Genomic DNA, 18,777 nt, shown 5'->3' on the forward strand with positions numbered 1-18,777 from the left:
GCCGGTGAGCCACTCGAAATCCGGGCACAGCACCTGTTCGAGGCCGCGCGGCTGACCGGCCACGTCGTAGGCGCAGAACCATTTCACGTGCGCCTCGGCCGCGCCCGTGGCCGCGAGGATCGACAGGCCCGACAATCCGAGGGCGCAGCCGCCCGACAACAGTTTGTGCTTGGCTGTAGGCATCGGGACCTCGTCGCGGCTCAGCGACACCGTGGTTACCGAGCTATTTAGATATCCTGATCCGTGTTTAGCCAAGGATTTATTAACGAATATGAGTGAAAGGTTAACGCTGTGAATCCCGTGTAGGACCTGTGCCCCCTCCGCTGCTGCACGCGGACCGGCCGGACTGTCGACACTTCTCCTCCTTCCGCCTGCCGGCGACCGATCCGGCTCCGGGCACACCTGCGAATCTGTCCCTGCGGCGGCGCTCCGCGGTTCCCCTCTCCTCCACGGCGAGGCGACGGACGCCGCCGCGCTCCTGCCGTCTCCGCAGCATGCCTGGGAGGATGCGGAACGGCGCGCAGGAATTGTGTGATCCGGAAGCGCAGGCCGGGCAGAGCGTGCCAAGCGCGCCGACGCCTGCGTCGATGTCCGGGCGGGACCGGTGAACGGCGCAGACCCTTGAATGACGGACGTTGGGCCGACGGCCCGCGCGCGTGGGTGCGGGCGGCACCGATGATCGCCCCGTGCTGCCGCAGCCGGTATCGGCCCTACGTTCCCTATGCAGGCCGTGCCAACGACGGTGGCGAATATGATGTAATTCTCATTATCAATTCCGTATAAGTTGGTTTATATCCTATTGTTGTGACCTATAATGCGCAATTGTTTTGTAATTGATGAGTATATATCGGCCAATATAACCCAAGATTCCGTGTTCATATCTGTTAAGATCCATGATCTACTCTTCCATCGTGCGGGTCGACTCGGGTTTGCGGGCTTGATTCCCGCGCTGATCTGAGCAGAGTCTTGATGCTCTCGGTTGAGGCTGGGTGACATCTTCTGCGCCAAGTCGTCGGCGGAAGGTCAGCAGCAAGGGCGGACGGTGGGGCAGAACGAGAATCCGATTCCTGAAGCCCGGGCCGCCGCGCGGGTGCAAAGTCTCGTCCATCCGCGCGCGTTCGGCCGCGCGGTTCCGGAGGGGCGACGCGTCCCGTCGCGAGCCGACCCGGCGGGGCCCCGGCCGCGCCGGGCAAGTCTGCGCCGCCGCTGCGAACCGCCCGGCACCGTGCGCTCCGCGTGAGCCCTGAACCCCTGCAGATCCGGTTCCGCCCGCGGCGAGCCTGCGCGCCGGCCGGCCCCGCATCCATCAGCAAGGAGACACCCCATGACCGACGATGTGCAGACCAAGGTCCCGGCCTGGTACAGCCCGGACGAGATCCAGGACATTCAGCGCGACCTCCTGGGCCACGCGGCGAAGATCCTCGTCCTCTGCCTGGGCGGCAAGGGCGGCGTCGGCAAGACCACCATCGCCGTGCAGGTCGCCGATCTGTGCGCGGAGGTCGGTCCCGTCCTGGCGATCGACACCGATCCGGCGAACCGGCACTTCCACACGGCGCTGATGCAGGAGACCGGCCCCGGCAGCGACACCTTCGTTCCGCGCCGGACCGGCACCACCTGCTTCCGGCAGCGTCTACGCGCGGAGGACAGCACCGGCCGCGTCGACCCCACCCTGTGTCAGGACATGATCGAGCGCGTGGTCGAAGCCGCCGAGCGCTTCGTGGTCGTCGACTTCCCGGCCGGCGACACCGAGACGACGCGGCGCTGCACCGAGATCATCGTGGAGAGCTGCCGCGAGGCGCATGTCCGCCTCGCCGTGGTCGTGGCAGCCGGCGCCGTCGATCCCACGGCCCTGGAGGTCCTCCGGGAACTCCGCCCGATGCTGATCGAGTGCGACCGGGCGATCCTGGCCAAGAACACCGCCCAGGCGACCAATTTCGACTATCTCGAATCGTCCGACCTCGTGAAGGCGCTGCGCAGGCAGCCGAACTTCCGCGTCGTCGAGATCGAGCGGATCGGCGAACGCCTCATCGAGGCCCTGCGCGTCCAGCACATGACCTGGCAGACCCTGGCGAACGGCGCACCGATGCGGCTGCGGGTTGAGGGCCGGCGCCTTCGGCGCAACTTCCACACGGCCTGGCGGGACGCCCTCCGGCCGTGACCAACCTCGAGCGGTTCTACAGGTCGGTCCACGGCCGCGACCTCCAGCCGTGGGAGCGCCAGCTCGCCGTGCGGATCGCGGCCGCCCTGAACACGACGACGGACGACGACTTCGTCCTCCACCTGCTCCTCGTGTACATGTCCACCAACGCCATCACCAACATGTACAACGAGCTGGTGGCCGCCCGGAACACGCTCGCCGAGGACAGCCGGGATCTGGTGCAGGCGCTCGCGGGCGACCTGCGCCGGAACCGGCTGATGACGTACGTGCTGCTCGGGGTGGCGGGTCTCAGCCTCCTCGGGAGCATCTGGACCCTCGCCACGGTCCAGAGCCTCCCGCGCGACACCGCCGCCTCCGTGCAGCGCGGCCCGGCCGCGCTGCCGTTGGGGCTGGGCGGCCGCTGAAACGGCCGACGCGCCGTCACGGCGCCGGCGGCAGTTCCGCGAACGAGACGGTCGTGAGGTCCTGGCCCGTGCTCGTCGAGAGCGTCGCCAGGAAGGCGAGGAGATTGGCCCGCTCGGCCGCCGAGAGATGCAGCGGCTTGATCGACCGCGACCGGCTCGGGCGCTCGATGCCGCCGCGATCATAGAGGTCGATGACGGCGTCCAGCGTCGCCACCGAGCCGTCGTGCATGTAGGGCCCGCGCCGGCCGACCTCGCGGAGGGTCGGCGTCTTGAATGCGTAGGTCAGGGCGACGGAGGTCGGCTTGAGGCGGCCGCGGCCGGTATCGGTGCCGACGCCGACGCCGATGTCGTGGAACGAGTTGTCGGTGAACGACCAACCGGAATGGCAGCCGGCACAGCCGGCCCGGCCGTTGAACAGGTCGAACCCCGACTTGGCCGCCTCGCTGATCGCGTCCTCGCTGCCGGCGATCCACCGGTCGAAGGGCGCGGCGTCGGCCACGATCAGCCGCTGGAAGGTCGCCAACGCCGCTTCCAGCCGTTCGCGGGTGACGTCGGGATCGGAGAAGGCCGTGGCGAAGGCGGCCGCGTAGCTCGGGTCGGCGGAGAGCCGCCCGAGGGCATCCGGCATCGGGAGGTTCATGTTGCCCGGTGCCGTGAGCGGCATCGCGGCGACCGCTTCGAGGCTGTGGAACTTGCCGTCCCAGCCGAGCGGCCCGTCCTGCCACGCGATGTTGAGGAGCGTCGGCGTGCGCAGGTCCATGTCGCCCTGCTGGCGCGTCGCCGCGCGGGCGCGGCCGTCGCCCCAGGCGAGGTTCGGGACGTGGCAGGTGGCGCAGGAGCGCGTCCCGTCACCCGACAGGATCGGATCGAAGAAGAGGCGGCGGCCGAGTTCGGCCTTGGCGGGCGTGTAGGGGTTCTCCGCGGGGAACGGGATCGTGGCGGGCGGGCGGTACGTGGCGCGCCAGCCATCGCGGCGCGGATCGGCACCGTCGCCGACACCGCCGCCCACGCCCACAAACCCGAGGAGCACCGCCATCGCGGTGCCGACCTTCCACGCCATCACCGACCTCACGGATCACGATTAGACCCCTATTCGTTGATGACCTGTGAATGTCCGCATGAATACACCGGCTTCGATGGCTGTCCGTGGATGCAAAGACGCGCCACCGCCAAGCTTCGCGGGAAAGATCGACGCCGTCGGGCTACTCGATCCGAATGGAAACGCTGTCGCTCGCACCCGTTGAATCCAGGACGGAGATGCGCGCGAAGCCGGCACCGTTCGGGCACCACTCGGCGCGCCGTCGCAATGTCTGTACGACCGGCTGACCGTCGACCATCCACGTGAGCGGCGGGACGCCGCCCAGGGCCTTGAGGGCCAGGCTCCCATCCTCGGCCGCACCGATCCCGCCCGCGACGAGGCCGAGGTCGATGCGGGCGCCGTCCGGCGGGTAGGCGATCCGGAGGGCCGGGCCGGCCGCGTCGGAGGCCTCGCGCCGCAGGCGGCGAAGCGGCGGCGGCAGGCCGCCCGGCCCGGCCGCCAGCACGTCCCGCGGCTGCGGAACCGGCTCGGGCTCGGTTCCCAGGCGCGCGAAGGCGTCGAACAGGATCGGCGCGGCGACCGTTCGGCCGACGAGACCCGGAACGGCGGCGCCGTCCGGACGCCCGGCCCAGACGACCACGGTGGTGTGCCGGTCGAATCCCGCCGCCCAGGCGTCGCGGTAGCCGTACGAGGTGCCGGTCTTGTAGGCGATGCGGTTCGGCAGGGCGTTCTCGGGCGGCGGCGTCCCGCGCAGGATGTCGGCGACGTACCAAGCGGAAACCGGTTCGGCGACCCGGCGCTCGGATGCGGTCGCCGTCTCCCCGGCCCGGCGGAGGAGGTCCGGCACCGACCCGCCTCGGGCGAGGCCGGCATAGAGCCGCGCGAGGTCGGTGAGGGTGATGCCGAGGCCGCCCAGCGCCACGGGCAGACCAGGCGCCGCCTCGCGCGGGAGCTGAATCCCGGCGCCGGCGGCGCGCAGCCGCGCGATGAAGCGCGCGGGCCCGACCGCGTCCATCAGCTCGACCGCCGGCACGTTGAGCGAGAGCTGCAGGGCCCGCCGGGCCGTGACCGTGCCCTGGAAGCTCAGGTCGAAATTCTCCGGGGCGTAACTCGCCGAGAAGCGCGCGGGGCGGTCCTCCAGCAGCGTCTCGGGATGCGCCAACCCGTCCTGGAACGCCATCGCGTAGACGAACGGCTTGAGGGCCGAGCCGGGGGAGCGCACCGCCAGCGTCATGTCGATGGCGCCGCGCCGCCTCGCATCCAGGTAGCCGGCGCTGCCGACCTGGGCCAGCACCCGCCCGTCGCGATTGTCGACGACGAGGATGGCGGCCGAGAGATCCGGCCCGGACGCGGCCGCGCGCTCCGTCGCCAGGGTTTCCAGCCGCTCCTGCAGGCGGGCGTCGATCGCGAGCCGGATCTCCGGGGCGCCCGGGTCGGCCGCGAGGGCCTCCTCGGCCGCGTGTGCGGCCAGCATCGGGAACGGACGCCGGGCCGTCGGCACGGGTTCGGCCCTGGCGGCCTCGACCTCGGACCCGGTGAGGAGACCTTGAGCGCCGGCGATTTCGAGGACCCGGTCACGGGCCGCCCGGGCGCGTTCCGGATGGCGGTCGGGCCGGCGCGTCTCCGGCGATTGCGGGAGGGCGACGAGGAGCGCGGCCTGCGCCGCCGTCAGCCGCACCGGTTCCCGCCCGAAATAGGCGAGACTTGCCGCCCGCACGCCCTCCAGAGGACCGCCGTAAGGGGCGAGTGCCATGTAGAGATCGAGGAGACCGGCCTTCCCGAGCCGTCGCTCCAGCGCGACCGCCCGCACCATCTGGCGGAGCTTGGCCTCGAGGGTGCGCCCGCTCCGGGGCTCGACCAGCCGGGCCACCTGCATCGACAGGGTCGAACCGCCCGAGACGATGCGGCCCCGCATCAGCCACTGGCCGGCGGCGCGCAGCAGCGCCGCCGGATCGATCCCGGGATGACGTGCGAAGCGGCGATCCTCGTAGGCGAGCAGCATCGCCCGATAGCGCGGATCGACCGAATCGGCGGTGATCGGCAGGCGCCAGCGCCCGTCCAGAGTCGCGAAGGGGCGCAGGAGTGTTCCGGACCGGTCGAGCACCACCGTCGAGCGCGCGGCGGCGGCGGCGAGGTCGAGCGTCGGCAGGGCGGCGGCGTATCGCCAAGCCACGCCGGCGCCTGCCGCCAAGAGCGCGAGCAGGGCCGCGCCCAGGCACGCGCCCAGGCGCGCGACGCGGCGCATCCGGGTCGTTGCCACGCGGCGATCGAGCCCGTCCTGCAGCACGCATCCTCCCGATCCGGCACTGGCCGGCGGCCGACGCAGGATCCCCCGTTCCCGCGCGGCCGACAAGTCCAGGATGCGTCCGTGAGTCTACGCCGTGCCGACGCCCCGCAGGTGGCTGAAGTCCGGTCGATCGGGCCGGGTCGGGCGCGTCGGGAAGGGTACGACGTTCGACGGCAGTACGCTCGCCCCGGTCTCAGGGGCTGGCGCGGCTTTGCGGTTCTTGTCGAGTTTCGTCCAGCGCTCGATCCGCTTGAAGTAGGTCCGCCGTGCGAGCCAACCGGGAATTCGCTTGCCCTTCGCCATGATCAAACCCCTCTCGATGCGATCCCCCGATAGCGTTCAGTCCGCGGATCCGGTCGCGCCCCCGGATCGAATCAGAACTGTATCCGTGATACGAGCGGATCGCCGGGTGGGCCGCATCCCCTGTTTGGGTGATGCCGCGGCGAGCGCATTTCAGCGTGGCCCGGGACGAATACGGAAAGGCCCGGCAGATCGCGGCCGGGAGGTTTCGAAACGCGGGGGCCGTCCGATCGGATCCCGGAATGCCGGCCTCTCGCTGGGCCATCGCTTCGGGGACGACCGTCCCAGAACCGAGGGCGCGCTCTGCTTCCCGGGACGCCGGCCCCGACTCCATCGCCGCTTCGTCCGTCCTGGGCTTCGCAGGCAATCCCGGATCCGACGGGCCAGGCCGGAGGCGGGCGATCCGGAGCCACGGGGCAAGGTCGGGAACGGTCAGCTCTCGATCCCGGGCCGCTGCACGGTCCGGCGATGACGGGTCGAATGCCCGGCGGCGCGAGGCCGGTGCGCCCGGGCGCCTGACCGTCCCGGATGCGAATGCTCCGGCTTCGGCGCCGGCCTGGCGCGAGGAGCATCGCGATCGGCCGATTCCGAGATCACGCGCCCGGGCAGGCTCTCACGCCGCCGCGCTCTCCTTCGCCCGCTCCTGCGCGAGCTTGGTCACGGCCACCTGATCGACCTTGCCGGTGCCCAGCATGGGGATCGCCTCCAGCACCACCACCTCGGCGGGGATCGCCACATCCGAGGCGCCGCGACCCTTGGCGAAGCTCTGATAGGCGGCCCGGGTGGCGGCCGTCTCCTGCGTGAACAGGACCAGCCGCTCGCCCTTGCGCGGATCCGGCACCGCCGCGACCGCGGTCGGACGGTCGGGCCACAACTCGGCGGCGAGTGCCTCGATGCCGGCGAGCGACACCATCTCGCCTGCGATCTTGGCGAAGCGCTTGGCCCGGCCCTTGATCGTCACGAAACCCATCGGGTCGATCGCCACGATGTCGCCGGTGTCGTGCCAGCCCCCCGGCGGCGGCTCGAGGAGGCCCGGCTTCTCGGCCCGGAGGTAGCCCAGCATGATGTTGGGCCCGCGCAACGCCAGGCGGCCCCCCTCCTCGATCCCCGGCACCGGCTCCAGGCGGGTCTCGATGCCCGGCAGGATCCGCCCCACTGTGCCGAAGCGGTTGAACATCGGCGTGTTCAGCGCCACCACCGGTCCGCACTCGGTGACACCGTAGCCTTCGAGGATGCGCAGGCCGAATTTCTCCGCCCAGGTCCTCCGGGTCGACTCCTTCACGGCCTCGGCGCCGGCCACGACGTAGCGCAGCGAGCGGAGGTCGTAGGAATGGGCCGCACGGGCGTAGCCCGTGAGGAACGTGTCGGTCCCGAACAGGACCGTGCTGTTCGAGCCGTAGATCAGTTCGGGCACGATCCGGTAATGCAGCGGCGACGGGTAGAGGTAGACCGGCACACCCGAGACCAGGGGCAGGACCAGCCCGGCGGTGAGGCCGAAGGCGTGGAACACCGGCAGGACGTTGAACACCTTGTCCATCGGTCCGAAATCGATCCGGGCCCCCACCTGCGCCACGTTGGCGAGCATGCAGCGGTTGGCGAGCACCACGCCCTTCGGCGTGCCCTCGCTGCCCGAGGTGAATAGTACCGCGCCCGGATCCTCGCCCGCGCGCGCCACCAGGGGGCGGCGGGGGGCGAGGAAACCCCGGATCTTGTCCCCGGTCGTGATGCTGGCCCGCACGTCCTCCAGGTAGATGAGTTCGACCGAGCCGCGGATCGCCTCCACGAGCGGGCCCAGCCGCCCCTTCTCGATGAAGGCCCGGGAGGTGAGGATCTTGTCCACCTGCGCCGCCCGGCAGGCCGAGAGGACGTTGGCCGGACCGGACGAGAAGTTGATCATCGCCGGCACCCGGCCTGCCGAGGCGAGGGCGAACAGCGTCACCGCGGCGCCGTTGGCGTTCGGCAGCATCAGGCCGATCCGCCCGCCGAGGGGCGCGAGCGGCATGAGCTTGCGGCCGAGGATGTTGGCGCCCATCACGAGGCGGCCGTAGGTCAGCCGCCCGCCGACCGGGTCCTCGAGGGCGTTGCGGCGCCAGCCGTGGCGCTCGCCGGCCTCGATCAGAGCGGCCATCAGGCCGCGGTCGATGTCGGTCGTGCGAAAGACGAGATCCGACATGATGCCGTAGAGGGCCGCCCCCGCCGCCTGCCGCCGGGCCTTCCCCTTGAGCGCCGGGTCCACGGCGAGGCGCACCGGCGGCATGACCGTCACGATGACCTTAGGCCACCAGCGGCGCCGCACCTGCCGGCGCGACAGGCGCGAGAAGGCGGTGCGCTCCAGCCCCTCGATCTTCACCGGCACGACCATGGCGGCCGACTTGTCGGCGATCAGCCCGGCGCCGTCATAGACCTTCATCAGGCTGCCGGTGACGGTGAGCCGGCCCTCGGGGAAGATGATCAGGGTCTCGCCGGCCTTGACCGCGTTGATCAGCGTCCGGGTGGCGAGGGGGCGCGTCGGGTCCAGCGGCATCGCCTTGGTGACCCGCAGGAAGGGCCGCACCCACCAGCGCTGCGCGATGCCGCTGTCGATGGCGAAGACCGGCTCCTGCTCCAGGAGAGACAGGGCGAGCGGCGCATCGAGGAACGAGACGTGGTTGAGGGCCACGATGGCGTTCGGCCCGGCCGCCGCGATGTTGTCGAAGCCGCGTACCTCGAGGCGGTAGAAGGCCCGGAACAGGATCGACAGGGCGTCGCGGAACGGGCTGGTCGGCAGGGTCGCGAACACGATCGCGCCAACGATCAGGTTCAGCACCGCCACCACGGCGAGCAGGCTCGCGATCGACAGGCCCGCCCCCTGCAGCGCCGCCAGCGCCAGGGTGCCGGCCACCATGAAGGCCGCCGTCATGACGTTGACGGCGCCGATGATCCGCGCGCGCATCGCCTTCTCGGCCCAGGCCTGCACGGCCGCGAAGGACGGCACGATGTAGAGGCCGCCGGAGATCGCCAGACCCAGGAAGTCGATCCCGGCGCGCAGGCCGTGACCGGTTTGGAGGAACGCGAACGGGCCGATCGGCTCCGCGGGCGGCGCCGGCAGGTGGCCGATCGTCCAGGCGAGGTCGAGGCCGAACAGGCCCATCAGCACCGCGCCGACCGGCGTCGGCAGCAGCACGATCCGGCCGCTGGCGAGCCACGAGGCGAGGCCCGATCCCACCGCGATGCCGATGGAGAACAGGGCGAGCAGCAGCGTGATCACCGTCTCGGTGCCGTTGAAGGCGCCGCGCACCAGCACGGGCAGCAGCGACAGCACCACGACGCCCACGAGCCAGAACCAGCTCACCGTGAGGGACCCGCGCCACAGGCGCGTGTCGGCCCAGAGGTCGCGCAGCAGCGCGTAGGTCGAGCGGGCGACGTTCGGGTCGACGCGCAGGTCCGGCGCACCCTCCCCGGTCGCCGGGATCATGCGGGCGGAGAGCCAGCACAGGATGGCGAAGCCCATCACCAGGGCGGCGAACAGGAGGCCGGAGCCGCCGATCGCGGAGGCGGCGCCGGCCGCGATCGTCCCGAGCAGGATCGCCAGGAAGGTCGCGGCCTCCACCAGGGCGTTGCCGGCGGGCAGCTCCTCGCGGCGGAGGTGATCCGGCAGGATCCCGTACTTGATCGGGCCGAACAGCGCCGCAATCGTCCCGAACAGGCCGAGGGCCACGAACAGCACCGGGATCGAGTGCAAGAGGAAGCCGAGCACCGCGGTGCCGGCCGCGAAGATCTCGGCGAACTTGAGCCGCCGGGCCATGAGGGCCTTGTCGTACCGGTCGGCCCACTGGCCGCCGAGGCCCGACAGGATGAAGAACGGCCCGATGAACACGGCGCTCGCGAGCGTCACCAGCACGCCCGCATGGGCGTCCGCCTGGCCGCCGATCCCGAACAGGATCAGGAAGGCGAGCGCGTTCTTCAGGAAATTATCGTTGAATGCCGAGAAGAACTGGCACCAGAACAGCGGCGCGAAGCGCCGCGCAGTCATCAGGCTACGGAACATGGCGATCTCTCGGTTCCGAACCTGACTGGCCCACGAGAGACGGTCAGGTCAAATCGGACCGCGGCGAACGCACAGGGATCGCGGGCGCAGAGTTACCGCACCGTGTGGACCGGCACCGCGTCGCGGGACGACCGGCCGGCCTCCTCAGGCCTTGCGGGCCAGGCGCCCCCGCCGCCCGAGGGCGGTGCCGGTGCGCCGGGCGATGGCGGCGCGCAGGGCGGCGCCGCAATCGTAGGACCAGTAGACGTGCGCCGTCAGGGTCGTGACCACGAAGAGCACGGCACCGGCCGCGCAGAGCGGCAGCAGCAGCAGGAACGTCAGGACCATCCCCACCGCGGTCCGCTCGGCCAGGGAGGCCTGCGGCCAGGGATCGATCGGCAGGGAGAAGCGTCGTCCGGTGCGCATGGCTTCGACCCCCGGTGGTTCGGCCTGTCGCGAATCAGGAGGTCAACAGCCGGCATCCTCCGACGTTGCGTCCCGCGAGCCGAAATCGCCCACCCCGTGACGTTCCGGCTCGGTGCGAAGGCGCAACCGCGGGCGCCGAACCGTGTTGCCGCTTCGGTCGTTCAACGGTTTCGAGGTGAGTATGGCACGGGTTGCGGTCGTTACCGGAGGCACCGCCGGCATCGGGCTCGCCACGGCGCATGCCTTCGCCGCGGGGGGGTGGTCGGTGGCGGTGATCGCGCGCGATCCGGATCGTCTCGCCGCGGCGGAGCGGGCGCTCGCCGCCTATGGCCAGCCCGTCCTGGCGATCAGCGCCGACGTCGCCGACCCGCAGGCCGTCGACGCGGCCGCCGACCGGGTGGAGAGCGAACTCGGGCCGATCCGCGCCTGGGTGAACAACGCCATGTCGACGGTCGTCAACCCGGCCGACCAGATCACGCCGGACGAGTATCGGCGGGTCACCGAGACCACCTATCTCAGCCAGGTCTACGGGACGCTGGCGGCGCTGCGCTTCATGAAGCGGCGCAACCGCGGCGCGATCATCCAAGTCTCCTCCGGCCTCGCCATCCGGGCGGCGCCCCTGCAGGCGCCCTATTGCGCGGCGAAGTTCGCGGTCTCGGGCTTCACCGACGCTCTGCGCTGCGAGTTGCTCCACGACCGGGTCGATGTCAGCCTCAGCGTCGTCTACCTGCCGGCGGTCAACACGCCGCAGTTCAATTGGGCGCGCAACCGGACCGGCCACCGGCAGTACGCCCCCGATCCGGTCTTCGACCCGCGTCTCTGCGCCGAGGCGATCCTGTATGCCGTCGAACACCCGCGCCGCGAGGTCTGGGTCGGGCGCTCGTCGATGATGATGGCCGCCGCCCAGGCCCTGGCCCCGGCGCTCGCCGACCGCAAGGCCGCCTCCATGTGGTCGGCGCAGCTCTCCGACGAGACCATCCCCGAGATGGAGGGTAATCTCTTCGAGGCCGTGCCCGGCCCGGTCGGGATCGACGGCCGCTTCCTCGGTCGGACGAAGGCGAGCCGGGCCGAGTTCTGCACGAGCCGCACCCGCGACCTCGTGGTCGGCGGCCTCGCCGGTCTGGCGCTGATCGGACTGGCCGGAACCGTCCACGCCGCCCGCTCGGCCCGCCGCCTGCCCGGACGGACGTGACGGCTGCGTCCGAACGCGCAGCCTGTTACACGAGCCGCCCCGAGGAAGGTCCGAGACGATGCCCGGCTATCTGCCCTTCGCGGGCGCCCTGAAGCTGCCCGCCTATACCTGCGACAATTGCGGGTTCTGGCAGCGCCACTTCGAGGTGCCGCCCGCCTGCCCGATGTGCCTCGACGCCCGCCACGTGGTGCCGCAGGACGGCTGGCGCTTCCGCACCGCCCGGGAGGCGCAGGACGCCTTCCCCTGCCACTGGCGGGAGCTGGAGCCAGGGGTGTGGCGCTTCTGGAACGAGCCGGTCAGCGGCATCGGGCCCTCCGCCTACCTGATCCAGACCGAGCACGGGAACATGGGGTTCGAGGGCTGCCCGGTCTTCAGCGAGGCCGCCCTCGACCAGATCGAACGGCTCGGCGGCATGGCGGTGCTCTCCGCCTCGCACCCGCATTCCTACGGAGCGCTGCCGCAGCTTCAGGACCGCTTCGACCCGGAGCTGTGCTTGGCCGCGGCCGACTTCACCTGGAGCGCGGCCCTGCAGGTGAGCTGGCCCTACGACGACTTCCTCGAACCCCTGCCGGGCCTGGAGCTGCACCGCACCGCCGGCCATTTCGACGGCCACGCGATCCTGTACGACCGGGCCCGGAAGATCTGCTTCTGCGGCGACGCGCTGAAGTTCGAGCTCGACCCGGCGGATTTTCGCCGGGCGACCACGATCTCGGCCCACAAGGCCTTCGTGCGCGGGGTGCCCCTCACCCCGAGCGAGCTGCGCCGCTACCGCGACGTGTTCGAGCGCCTCGACTTCGTCCAGACCTGGACGCCGTTCGAGCCCGCGCGCAATTGCGGGCGGCCGGAGGTGCTGGCGCTCCTGGACCAGTTGATGAGCGGCCGTTCCCACGCCGCTCCGGTCCCCCTCGACGGGCTCAGGGCCGAACGGACGGATCAGGGCTGAGGGCCATCGGCCGGCCGGCGGCCGAGCCCCGGAGGCGGCGGTTTCAGGCCGCCCTGGCGTCCGCGGCCGATTGCATGACGCTCGCGACGATGTCGAAGGTCTCGGACCACGCCTGCCGCAGCTCCGGCGAGAAATCCGGACCCAGGCCCTGTTCGAGGGTCCACAGCAGCGCGGCACCGACCGGTTCGTAATGGGCCGCCACGGTGCCGTAGGCCACGTGCCGACGCCCGAGTTCCGTGACGGCCGCCACGAAGGCCTCCGGCGTGTCCAGATTGGCGACCGCCAACCCCAGCATGGCGATCAGCTTCCGCTTCTGCGCGGTCATGTCCGCGGGGAAGAGCCTCCGAACCGGCGGGGCGAGCTCGAACAGGCGCGCGTAGAACAGGTCGGCGGCCGTGTCCGCGATCAGCTGCACCTTCGCGAAGCTGTTCCGGACGAGCATGACCTGCGACGCCGAGATCGCGTAGGAGGCGCGGACGTTGGCCAGGAACCGGCCGACCTCGGCGGTCAGATGGTCGGCTTGCCGTGACAGCGCGGATGCGGCGCCGAGCACACGGCTCGCCGCCGCCCCCGTCGCCTCGGCCGCGCCCGCCACGCCCGCGATGGTGCTGGTCACCGCCCCGGTGCCGGCGGCCGCCTGGCCGACATTGCGCACGATCTCCTGCGTCGCCGCGCCCTGCTCCTCGACCGCCGCCGCGACGCTCGCGGAGACGCCGTTGATCTCGCGGATGCGCGCCGTGATCGCGCCGATCGCCGACACCGCCCCGCCGGTGGATGTCTGCACCTGCGCGATCTGACCCGAGATCTCGTGGGTGGCCCTGGCGGTCTGCTCGGCCAGCGCCTTCACCTCGGCGGCGACCACCGCGAAGCCGCGTCCCGCCTCGCCGGCACGGGCCGCCTCGATGGTGGCGTTCAGGGCCAGCAGGTTGGTCTGGCCGGCGATCGCGGAGATCAGCCCGGCCACGTCGCCGATCCGGCTGACGGCCCGGCTCAGATCCTGCACCCGCGCGCCGGTCTCGTCCGCTTCGCCGGCGGCGGAGCGGGCGAGCTCGGCCGAGCCCTGGACCTGCCGGCCGATCTCCTGGACCGACTTGCCCAGTTCCTCGGCGGCCGCCGCCACGGTGCTGACGTTCGAGGCGGCCTGCCCGGCCGCGATCGCCACGGTGGACGATTGGCTGGCGGTCTCGGCGGCGGTGGCCGTCATGGTCTGGGCCGCGAGGTGCAGCTCCAGGGCCGCCGCCGAGACATGGCCGATGATCCCGCCGACCGCGGCCTCGAAGGTTTCGGCCATCTGGCGCATGCCGGTCCGGCGCTGATCCTCTGCCGTGCGGCGCGCGTCGTCCGCATCGGCTTCGAGCCGGCGCGTGCGGATCAGGTTGTCCTTGAAGACGTGGACGGCCGTCGCCATCGCACCGATCTCGTCGCTGCGCCCGAAACCGGGGATTGTCGTCTCCGCCGCGCCCTCCGCGATCGCCCGCATCGCGCCCGCGAGGCGCACGATCCCGAGGGCGACGCGGAAGTGGATGATCCACGCCGCAGCGATCGAGAGCGCCGAGGCCACGAGCGCGATCCCCAGGAAGATCCGGAAGCGCATCGTCGCGGCCCGGGCGCGCAGGCCGGCCTCTTCGCCGACGGCCTTCATGATGGCGATGGCGGTCTCGTCGATCAGCACGAGGCCCATGACCTGCCCCTGCTGCCAGGTCTTAATCTCGTCGTCGGCGGCGGCGGGCGTGGTGGTGCCATCGACGACCGTGCCGATGAGCTTCGTGCGCAGGTGATTGAACGGCCCGTCGAAATACCCCTCGCTCGCGGTGCGATAGGCGGCGGTCACGGTCGCGGGCACGTCCGTGGCGGACAGGATCTGTCCGGCCATCGTCCAGGCGGTCGCAGCGCGCATCCGGGTGGCCCGGACCGTGTCGCGCTCCCCGTCCGTCGCGGGCTTGCGCATGACGAGCGCGTTGTAGGCCGTGGCACCCTCGGTGCCGCTGTTCGTGCGTGCCAGCCAGATCGCCGCGTTGGCATCCAGCAGCGATCCCGTGCTCGGATCGAGGGTGCGGATCTGCTTCTCGAGAAGTGCGGCCGCCGCCTCCAGCCGCTTCGTGATCTCCGATCCGAGTTCGGCGACGCGCGTTCGCAACCTGTCGTCGCGTTCCGCGATCGGCATCCCGAGGGCGCCGTCGAGATCCGGACGCAGGCTCTTCCAGGCGTCGATCCGCTCGACCAGATCACGGCCCGCCAGCTGGACGGCAGGATCGGGACTCGCTGACAGAGCCGCGATGGCGGCCGCGACGCTTCGATCGAGCTGCGGGCGCCGGCCCGCGATGAGGTCCTTGTGCTGCGCGCGGTTCGCCTCGGGATCTGCCGCGAGAGCCACGCCGCTGTAGCCCCACTCGAAGCGGAAGTCGGTCCGGCTCAGGAACAGGCTGCGATCCGTCTCCGCGTAGGTCACCACGGTCTGCGCCGCCGACGATTGCCGAATGCTGGTCACGAATTCGTATATCGGGTTGCCGACTGCCAGCAAGCTCAAGATCGATGTCAATGTTATCAACACCATGCGAATTGATGGACGCAGCATCGGTCCCGTCTTGTCTCGAGCGAGTCGTAACGATCTCTTTCATATGAGGAGACTTGATGTCAAAAATATCTCGCAGATTGCGATCTTATTTATAAACTTGAATTGTAAATACAATCGCATGTATTCGGAGCCGAACAAAGTACAAAATCTGTATTATAGGATCATAGGATTCTTGTATTCCGTTCCGTGGTATCGGCTCGCAGCGAATACGGGGATCGCTTCCGGGGTGCGCCGCGCATCTTGCGGCTCTCGTCTCGCGACGCGCTCGAGGCCGGCGGCGGCGACCAAGCGACCGGGACCGCATGCCTGTCGCCGTTGCGATCGAAGGCGGCCCGCGCAGGTCTCGGCCTACGGAGGTTGATGGCCTGAGGGGCTGCCGCGGCCGTCCCGTGGGGATGCATGTCTGCGCCCTCCGCCGCAGCTGCCCCCACCTCGGCGAGAGCCGGAGCGTGCCCGCGAACCAGGGCCCGCGGACCCTGGTCCACCGAAGCGCGACCGGGGATCGCCGCCGGGCGCGTGCATTCTTCGACGCACCGCGTCTACGGGCGGTAGAGCGGATCGTTCTCCAGGCGGATCGGCTGGCCGTGGGGCGTCGCCGCGGCGGCCCGCAGGAAGGCCGCGGTGCGCGCCGACACGGTCTCGGGTCCGGCCACGCCCCGCTCGGCCAGGATCGCCTCCAGCGTCGCCAGCCACGCGCCGTAATCCGCCGCCCGTTCGGGGGCATCCCCGGGACGGATCTCCCGGCCGAGGCGATCCGTCCATTCCGACCACGTGAACAGCCCGGCCTCCTGCAGGGAGACCACCAGGGCGAAGACCTGTGCCTCCCAGGGCGCCGCAAAGGTGTTCGGCGAGGGTTCGGTCACGCGGGATCCAGGTAGGGTTCGAAGGCTGCCACGGTGACGACGCCGCCCGGATCGCCGCTCTCGCCCCACAGCTCCTGCGCGGTGAAGGCGACCGTGTAGAGCCAGGTCGGGTTCTCGCCGGTGCGGTAAGCATTGGTATCGGGGAAGACGTAGACCCCGTCGGTGCGCACGATCCGGCCGCGCTTGCCGCGCACGTAGCGCGGCAGCCTCGTATGGCCGGTCGGGTGGATATTGCGGGCCACGATTCTGTCGCCCACGGCGAAGCGGGCGGGGGCATCGGCGGCGCGGCTGCTCGGGAAACCGGCCCGGAAGAGCGCCTCCAGACCCTCCCGGGCCAGGACCCGGGCGACGGGCTTGGCCGGCTCCGCGGACCTGCCGGTGGCGATTTCGGACGGGGTCGCCAGTCCGGTGCCGGCGACCTGCTTTTCCAGGGCCCGGAGCCAGATCTCGTAATAGCTCGATCCGAGGTACTCCGCGGGCGGCAGCGACTCGCGGTTGGCGCGGCTGCCGTCGAGGTTCCAGGCGCCGGTGTAGCCCATGGCCATCGCCAGGGCGAAGACGCGGCGCTCCCACGCGGCGTGGAAGACCGGCTCGTCCGGCTCCGGCGCCACCGGCCCGAAGCCGTGCGCGCCGCCGAGGTCCTGGGCGCCGTTCATACCGGCATCTCCGCGGGCGTGGCCGGGATGCCCCTGGGCAGGCCAGTGCCGATCATCGCATCGCGCGTCACCAGCGCGGCGAGCGCCTCCTCGGAGAAGCTCGCGGTTTCCGCCGGCCGCATCGGCAGGACCATGTAGCGGGTCTCGGCGGTCGAATCCCAGACCGTGATGCGGGTGGTCTCCGGAAGGGTCACCCCGAACTCGGCCAGCACGCCGCGGGGATCGATCACCGCCCGGGCCCGGTAGGGCGGCGCCTTGTACCAGACCGGCGGCAGGCCGAGCACCGGCCAGGGGTAGCAGGAGCAGAGGGTGCAGACGACGAGGTTGTGGGTCTCCGGCGTGTTCTCCACCACGACCATGTGCTCGCCGCCGCGGCCGCCGATGTCGAGCTCGGCGATGGCCGGCGTGGCATCGCTCAGGAGCCGCGCCCGGTAGGCTGGATCCGTCCAGGCCCGGGCCACGACGCGGGCGCCGGCATGGGGGCCGACCTTGGTCTCGTAGAGTTCCACCAGGGCATCGAGGGCGGCCGGGTCGACGTAGCCCTTCTCGGCGAGCAGGGATTCGAGCGCCCGCACCCGCGCCTCGACGGGAGAAATCTCGCTGCCGTGGTGATGATGCGCATCATGCGCGTGGTCGTGGCCCATCCAACTCTCCCGGCGATGCGCATCATGCGTCACCGCGCGTTCCGTCGCCGCCCCGCGACGACAGCTATATCAACCGATGCCGCCCGAAGGCGATACGCAAAATACCCGGGCGAAGTCGGGAGCGTTTGGCATCGGTTCAGAATTATGCAGGTACTCGCATTAGACCCGTTCCAGTATACCAGGACGGAGGGGTCAGGATACGGTCATGATCGATGACGCTGCCATGCCGACAGCCGACGCGGGGGCCAGCCCGAACGCGGACGGCTACGCGACGGTGATCGGTCAGCACCTCGCCCTGCCGATCCGCGAGTATTTCCAGATCGCGGAACGGGAGCCGCTGCCGGCGCATCTCGATGCCCTGTTGGCGCGGTTCGAGGCGGCGGTCGCTGCACATGGTCAGGTCGTGGCCTTCGATTTCCGCGGCGACATCATCCGGGCATTGCCGGCGCTGCGGACCTTCGCGCTGTCGCTGGTGGGCGACGTGAGCCGGGCCGACGACCTCGTGCAGGAGACCTTCGTCAAGGCCTGGGCCAACCAGCAACGGTTCCGGCCCGGGACCAACTTCACCGCGTGGTTGTTCACGATCCTGCGCAACCAGTTCTACTCGGATCTCCGCAAGACGCGGCGCGAGATCGAGGACGTGGACGGGACCCACGCGAGCCAGATGACCAGCCTGTCGGACCAGGAGGATGCCAGCACCCTCAAGGTTGTCTGGGAGCGGCTCGGCGATCTCCCGGCGGCGCAGCGGCAGGCCCTGCTCCTGGTCGGCGCCGAGGGGCACACCTACGAAGAGGCGGCGACCAAGCTCGGCTGTCAGGTCGGCACGGTCAAGAGCCGGGTCAGCCGCGCCCGGTCTTCGCTCCTCGACACGCTCGGGGTCGTCGTCGCCGGGCAGGCCCCGGCGCCGTGAAGGCAGGGGTCTGATCGGACCCTGTCCGCCACGGCAGGGAACGAGGCGCCGACGGCCGTCCCGGGCACGGGTCTGCATCAGGGGTTTCGGACAGTGGAACCGGTGCCTGCGCCGGACGGTCGTCCGGATCGATCGAACGCGGCCCCATAACCGGCGTCTCGCGGGACCGGCTGCGATCGGGGCATGCGGCATGGCCATCGCGACCGCTGCGCCCCGTATCCGGGATCGACCGTGCGCGAGGCACGTCGTCATGCCGGAACGTCTCGGGCCCTGGCCGGCCGCGATCCGGTGCATCGAGGCCGGCGGGATGCGTCCGGTCGTCGACTCGGGTGCCGACCATGCCCCGCTGTATAGCAGTTTAATGTCGCTTTAAG

Annotated in this window: 14 protein-coding genes and 1 pseudogene; 5 read left to right on the forward strand and 10 right to left on the reverse strand. The window is 70.7% G+C overall.

Features of this window, described 5'->3' with window-relative positions:
- A pseudogene (locus MFF58_RS10620) lies at nucleotides 1–183 on the reverse strand (hypothetical protein); the annotation flags it as partial.
- A 1,141-nt stretch (nucleotides 184–1,324) separates the two neighbouring features.
- Here MFF58_RS10620 and MFF58_RS10625 point away from each other — a divergent pair.
- Both MFF58_RS10625 and MFF58_RS10630 read left to right on the forward strand, forming a co-directional pair.
- Nucleotides 1,325–2,158, forward strand: a complete 834-nt coding sequence (locus MFF58_RS10625) for a nucleotide-binding protein (protein WP_238287156.1) — start codon at nucleotides 1,325–1,327, stop codon at nucleotides 2,156–2,158.
- Nucleotides 2,155–2,562 (forward strand): hypothetical protein, encoded by a 408-nt coding sequence (locus MFF58_RS10630; RefSeq protein WP_238287158.1) that lies wholly within the window; start codon nucleotides 2,155–2,157, stop codon nucleotides 2,560–2,562. The genes MFF58_RS10625 and MFF58_RS10630 overlap by 4 nt, the downstream gene beginning before the upstream one ends.
- Before the next feature lie 16 nt (nucleotides 2,563–2,578).
- On the opposite strand, the gene MFF58_RS10635 is transcribed toward MFF58_RS10630, so the two are convergent.
- The 5 genes from MFF58_RS10635 to MFF58_RS10655 form a co-directional block, all read right to left on the reverse strand.
- Entirely contained in the window at nucleotides 2,579–3,622 is a 1,044-nt protein-coding gene (locus MFF58_RS10635; RefSeq protein ID WP_238287159.1) for a cytochrome-c peroxidase, read from the reverse strand.
- A gap of 142 nt (nucleotides 3,623–3,764) precedes the next feature.
- Nucleotides 3,765–5,846 (reverse strand): penicillin-binding protein 1C, encoded by a 2,082-nt coding sequence (pbpC, locus tag MFF58_RS10640; protein WP_238287376.1) that lies wholly within the window; start codon nucleotides 5,844–5,846, stop codon nucleotides 3,765–3,767.
- Nucleotides 5,847–5,975: 129 nt separating this feature from the next.
- On the reverse strand, nucleotides 5,976–6,191 hold the full coding sequence (locus MFF58_RS10645; RefSeq protein ID WP_238287160.1) for a hypothetical protein: 216 nt from the start codon (nucleotides 6,189–6,191) through the stop codon (nucleotides 5,976–5,978).
- A 610-nt stretch (nucleotides 6,192–6,801) separates the two neighbouring features.
- Nucleotides 6,802–10,215, reverse strand: a complete 3,414-nt coding sequence (locus MFF58_RS10650; protein WP_238287161.1) for an acyl-[ACP]--phospholipid O-acyltransferase — start codon at nucleotides 10,213–10,215, stop codon at nucleotides 6,802–6,804.
- 144 nt (nucleotides 10,216–10,359) lie between these two features.
- Entirely contained in the window at nucleotides 10,360–10,620 is a 261-nt protein-coding gene (locus MFF58_RS10655; protein ID WP_238287162.1) for a hypothetical protein, read from the reverse strand.
- Nucleotides 10,621–10,801: 181 nt separating this feature from the next.
- Here MFF58_RS10655 and MFF58_RS10660 point away from each other — a divergent pair, with 181 nt between their 5' ends.
- Nucleotides 10,802–11,812, forward strand: a complete 1,011-nt coding sequence (locus tag MFF58_RS10660) for an SDR family oxidoreductase (protein WP_238287163.1) — start codon at nucleotides 10,802–10,804, stop codon at nucleotides 11,810–11,812.
- Nucleotides 11,813–11,870: 58 nt separating this feature from the next.
- On the forward strand, nucleotides 11,871–12,755 hold the full coding sequence (locus MFF58_RS10665; protein WP_238287164.1) for an MBL fold metallo-hydrolase: 885 nt from the start codon (nucleotides 11,871–11,873) through the stop codon (nucleotides 12,753–12,755).
- Nucleotides 12,756–12,798: 43 nt separating this feature from the next.
- On the opposite strand, the gene MFF58_RS10670 is transcribed toward MFF58_RS10665, so the two are convergent.
- The 4 genes from MFF58_RS10670 to nthA form a co-directional block, all read right to left on the reverse strand.
- Nucleotides 12,799–15,243, reverse strand: coding sequence for a methyl-accepting chemotaxis protein (locus MFF58_RS10670; protein ID WP_238287165.1), 2,445 nt, complete (start codon nucleotides 15,241–15,243; stop codon nucleotides 12,799–12,801).
- Between the two features lie 626 nt (nucleotides 15,244–15,869).
- Complete coding sequence (locus MFF58_RS10675; protein ID WP_238287167.1) at nucleotides 15,870–16,193, reverse strand: nitrile hydratase accessory protein; 324 nt, start codon at nucleotides 16,191–16,193, stop codon at nucleotides 15,870–15,872.
- On the reverse strand, nucleotides 16,190–16,849 hold the full coding sequence (nthB, locus tag MFF58_RS10680) for a nitrile hydratase subunit beta (RefSeq protein WP_238287169.1): 660 nt from the start codon (nucleotides 16,847–16,849) through the stop codon (nucleotides 16,190–16,192). Before nthB ends, MFF58_RS10675 begins: the two co-directional genes overlap by 4 nt.
- Nucleotides 16,846–17,493, reverse strand: a complete 648-nt coding sequence (gene nthA / locus MFF58_RS10685) for a nitrile hydratase subunit alpha (protein ID WP_238287171.1) — start codon at nucleotides 17,491–17,493, stop codon at nucleotides 16,846–16,848. Before nthA ends, nthB begins: the two co-directional genes overlap by 4 nt.
- A 205-nt stretch (nucleotides 17,494–17,698) precedes the next feature.
- Between nthA and MFF58_RS10690 the strand changes: the two genes are divergently transcribed.
- Nucleotides 17,699–18,403, forward strand: coding sequence for a sigma-70 family RNA polymerase sigma factor (locus tag MFF58_RS10690; protein WP_238287173.1), 705 nt, complete (start codon nucleotides 17,699–17,701; stop codon nucleotides 18,401–18,403).
- Nucleotides 18,404–18,777 lie beyond the last annotated feature (374 nt).

This window comes from Methylobacterium longum, from assembly GCF_022179385.1.
Classification (GTDB): Bacteria; Pseudomonadota; Alphaproteobacteria; order Rhizobiales; family Beijerinckiaceae; genus Methylobacterium; species Methylobacterium longum.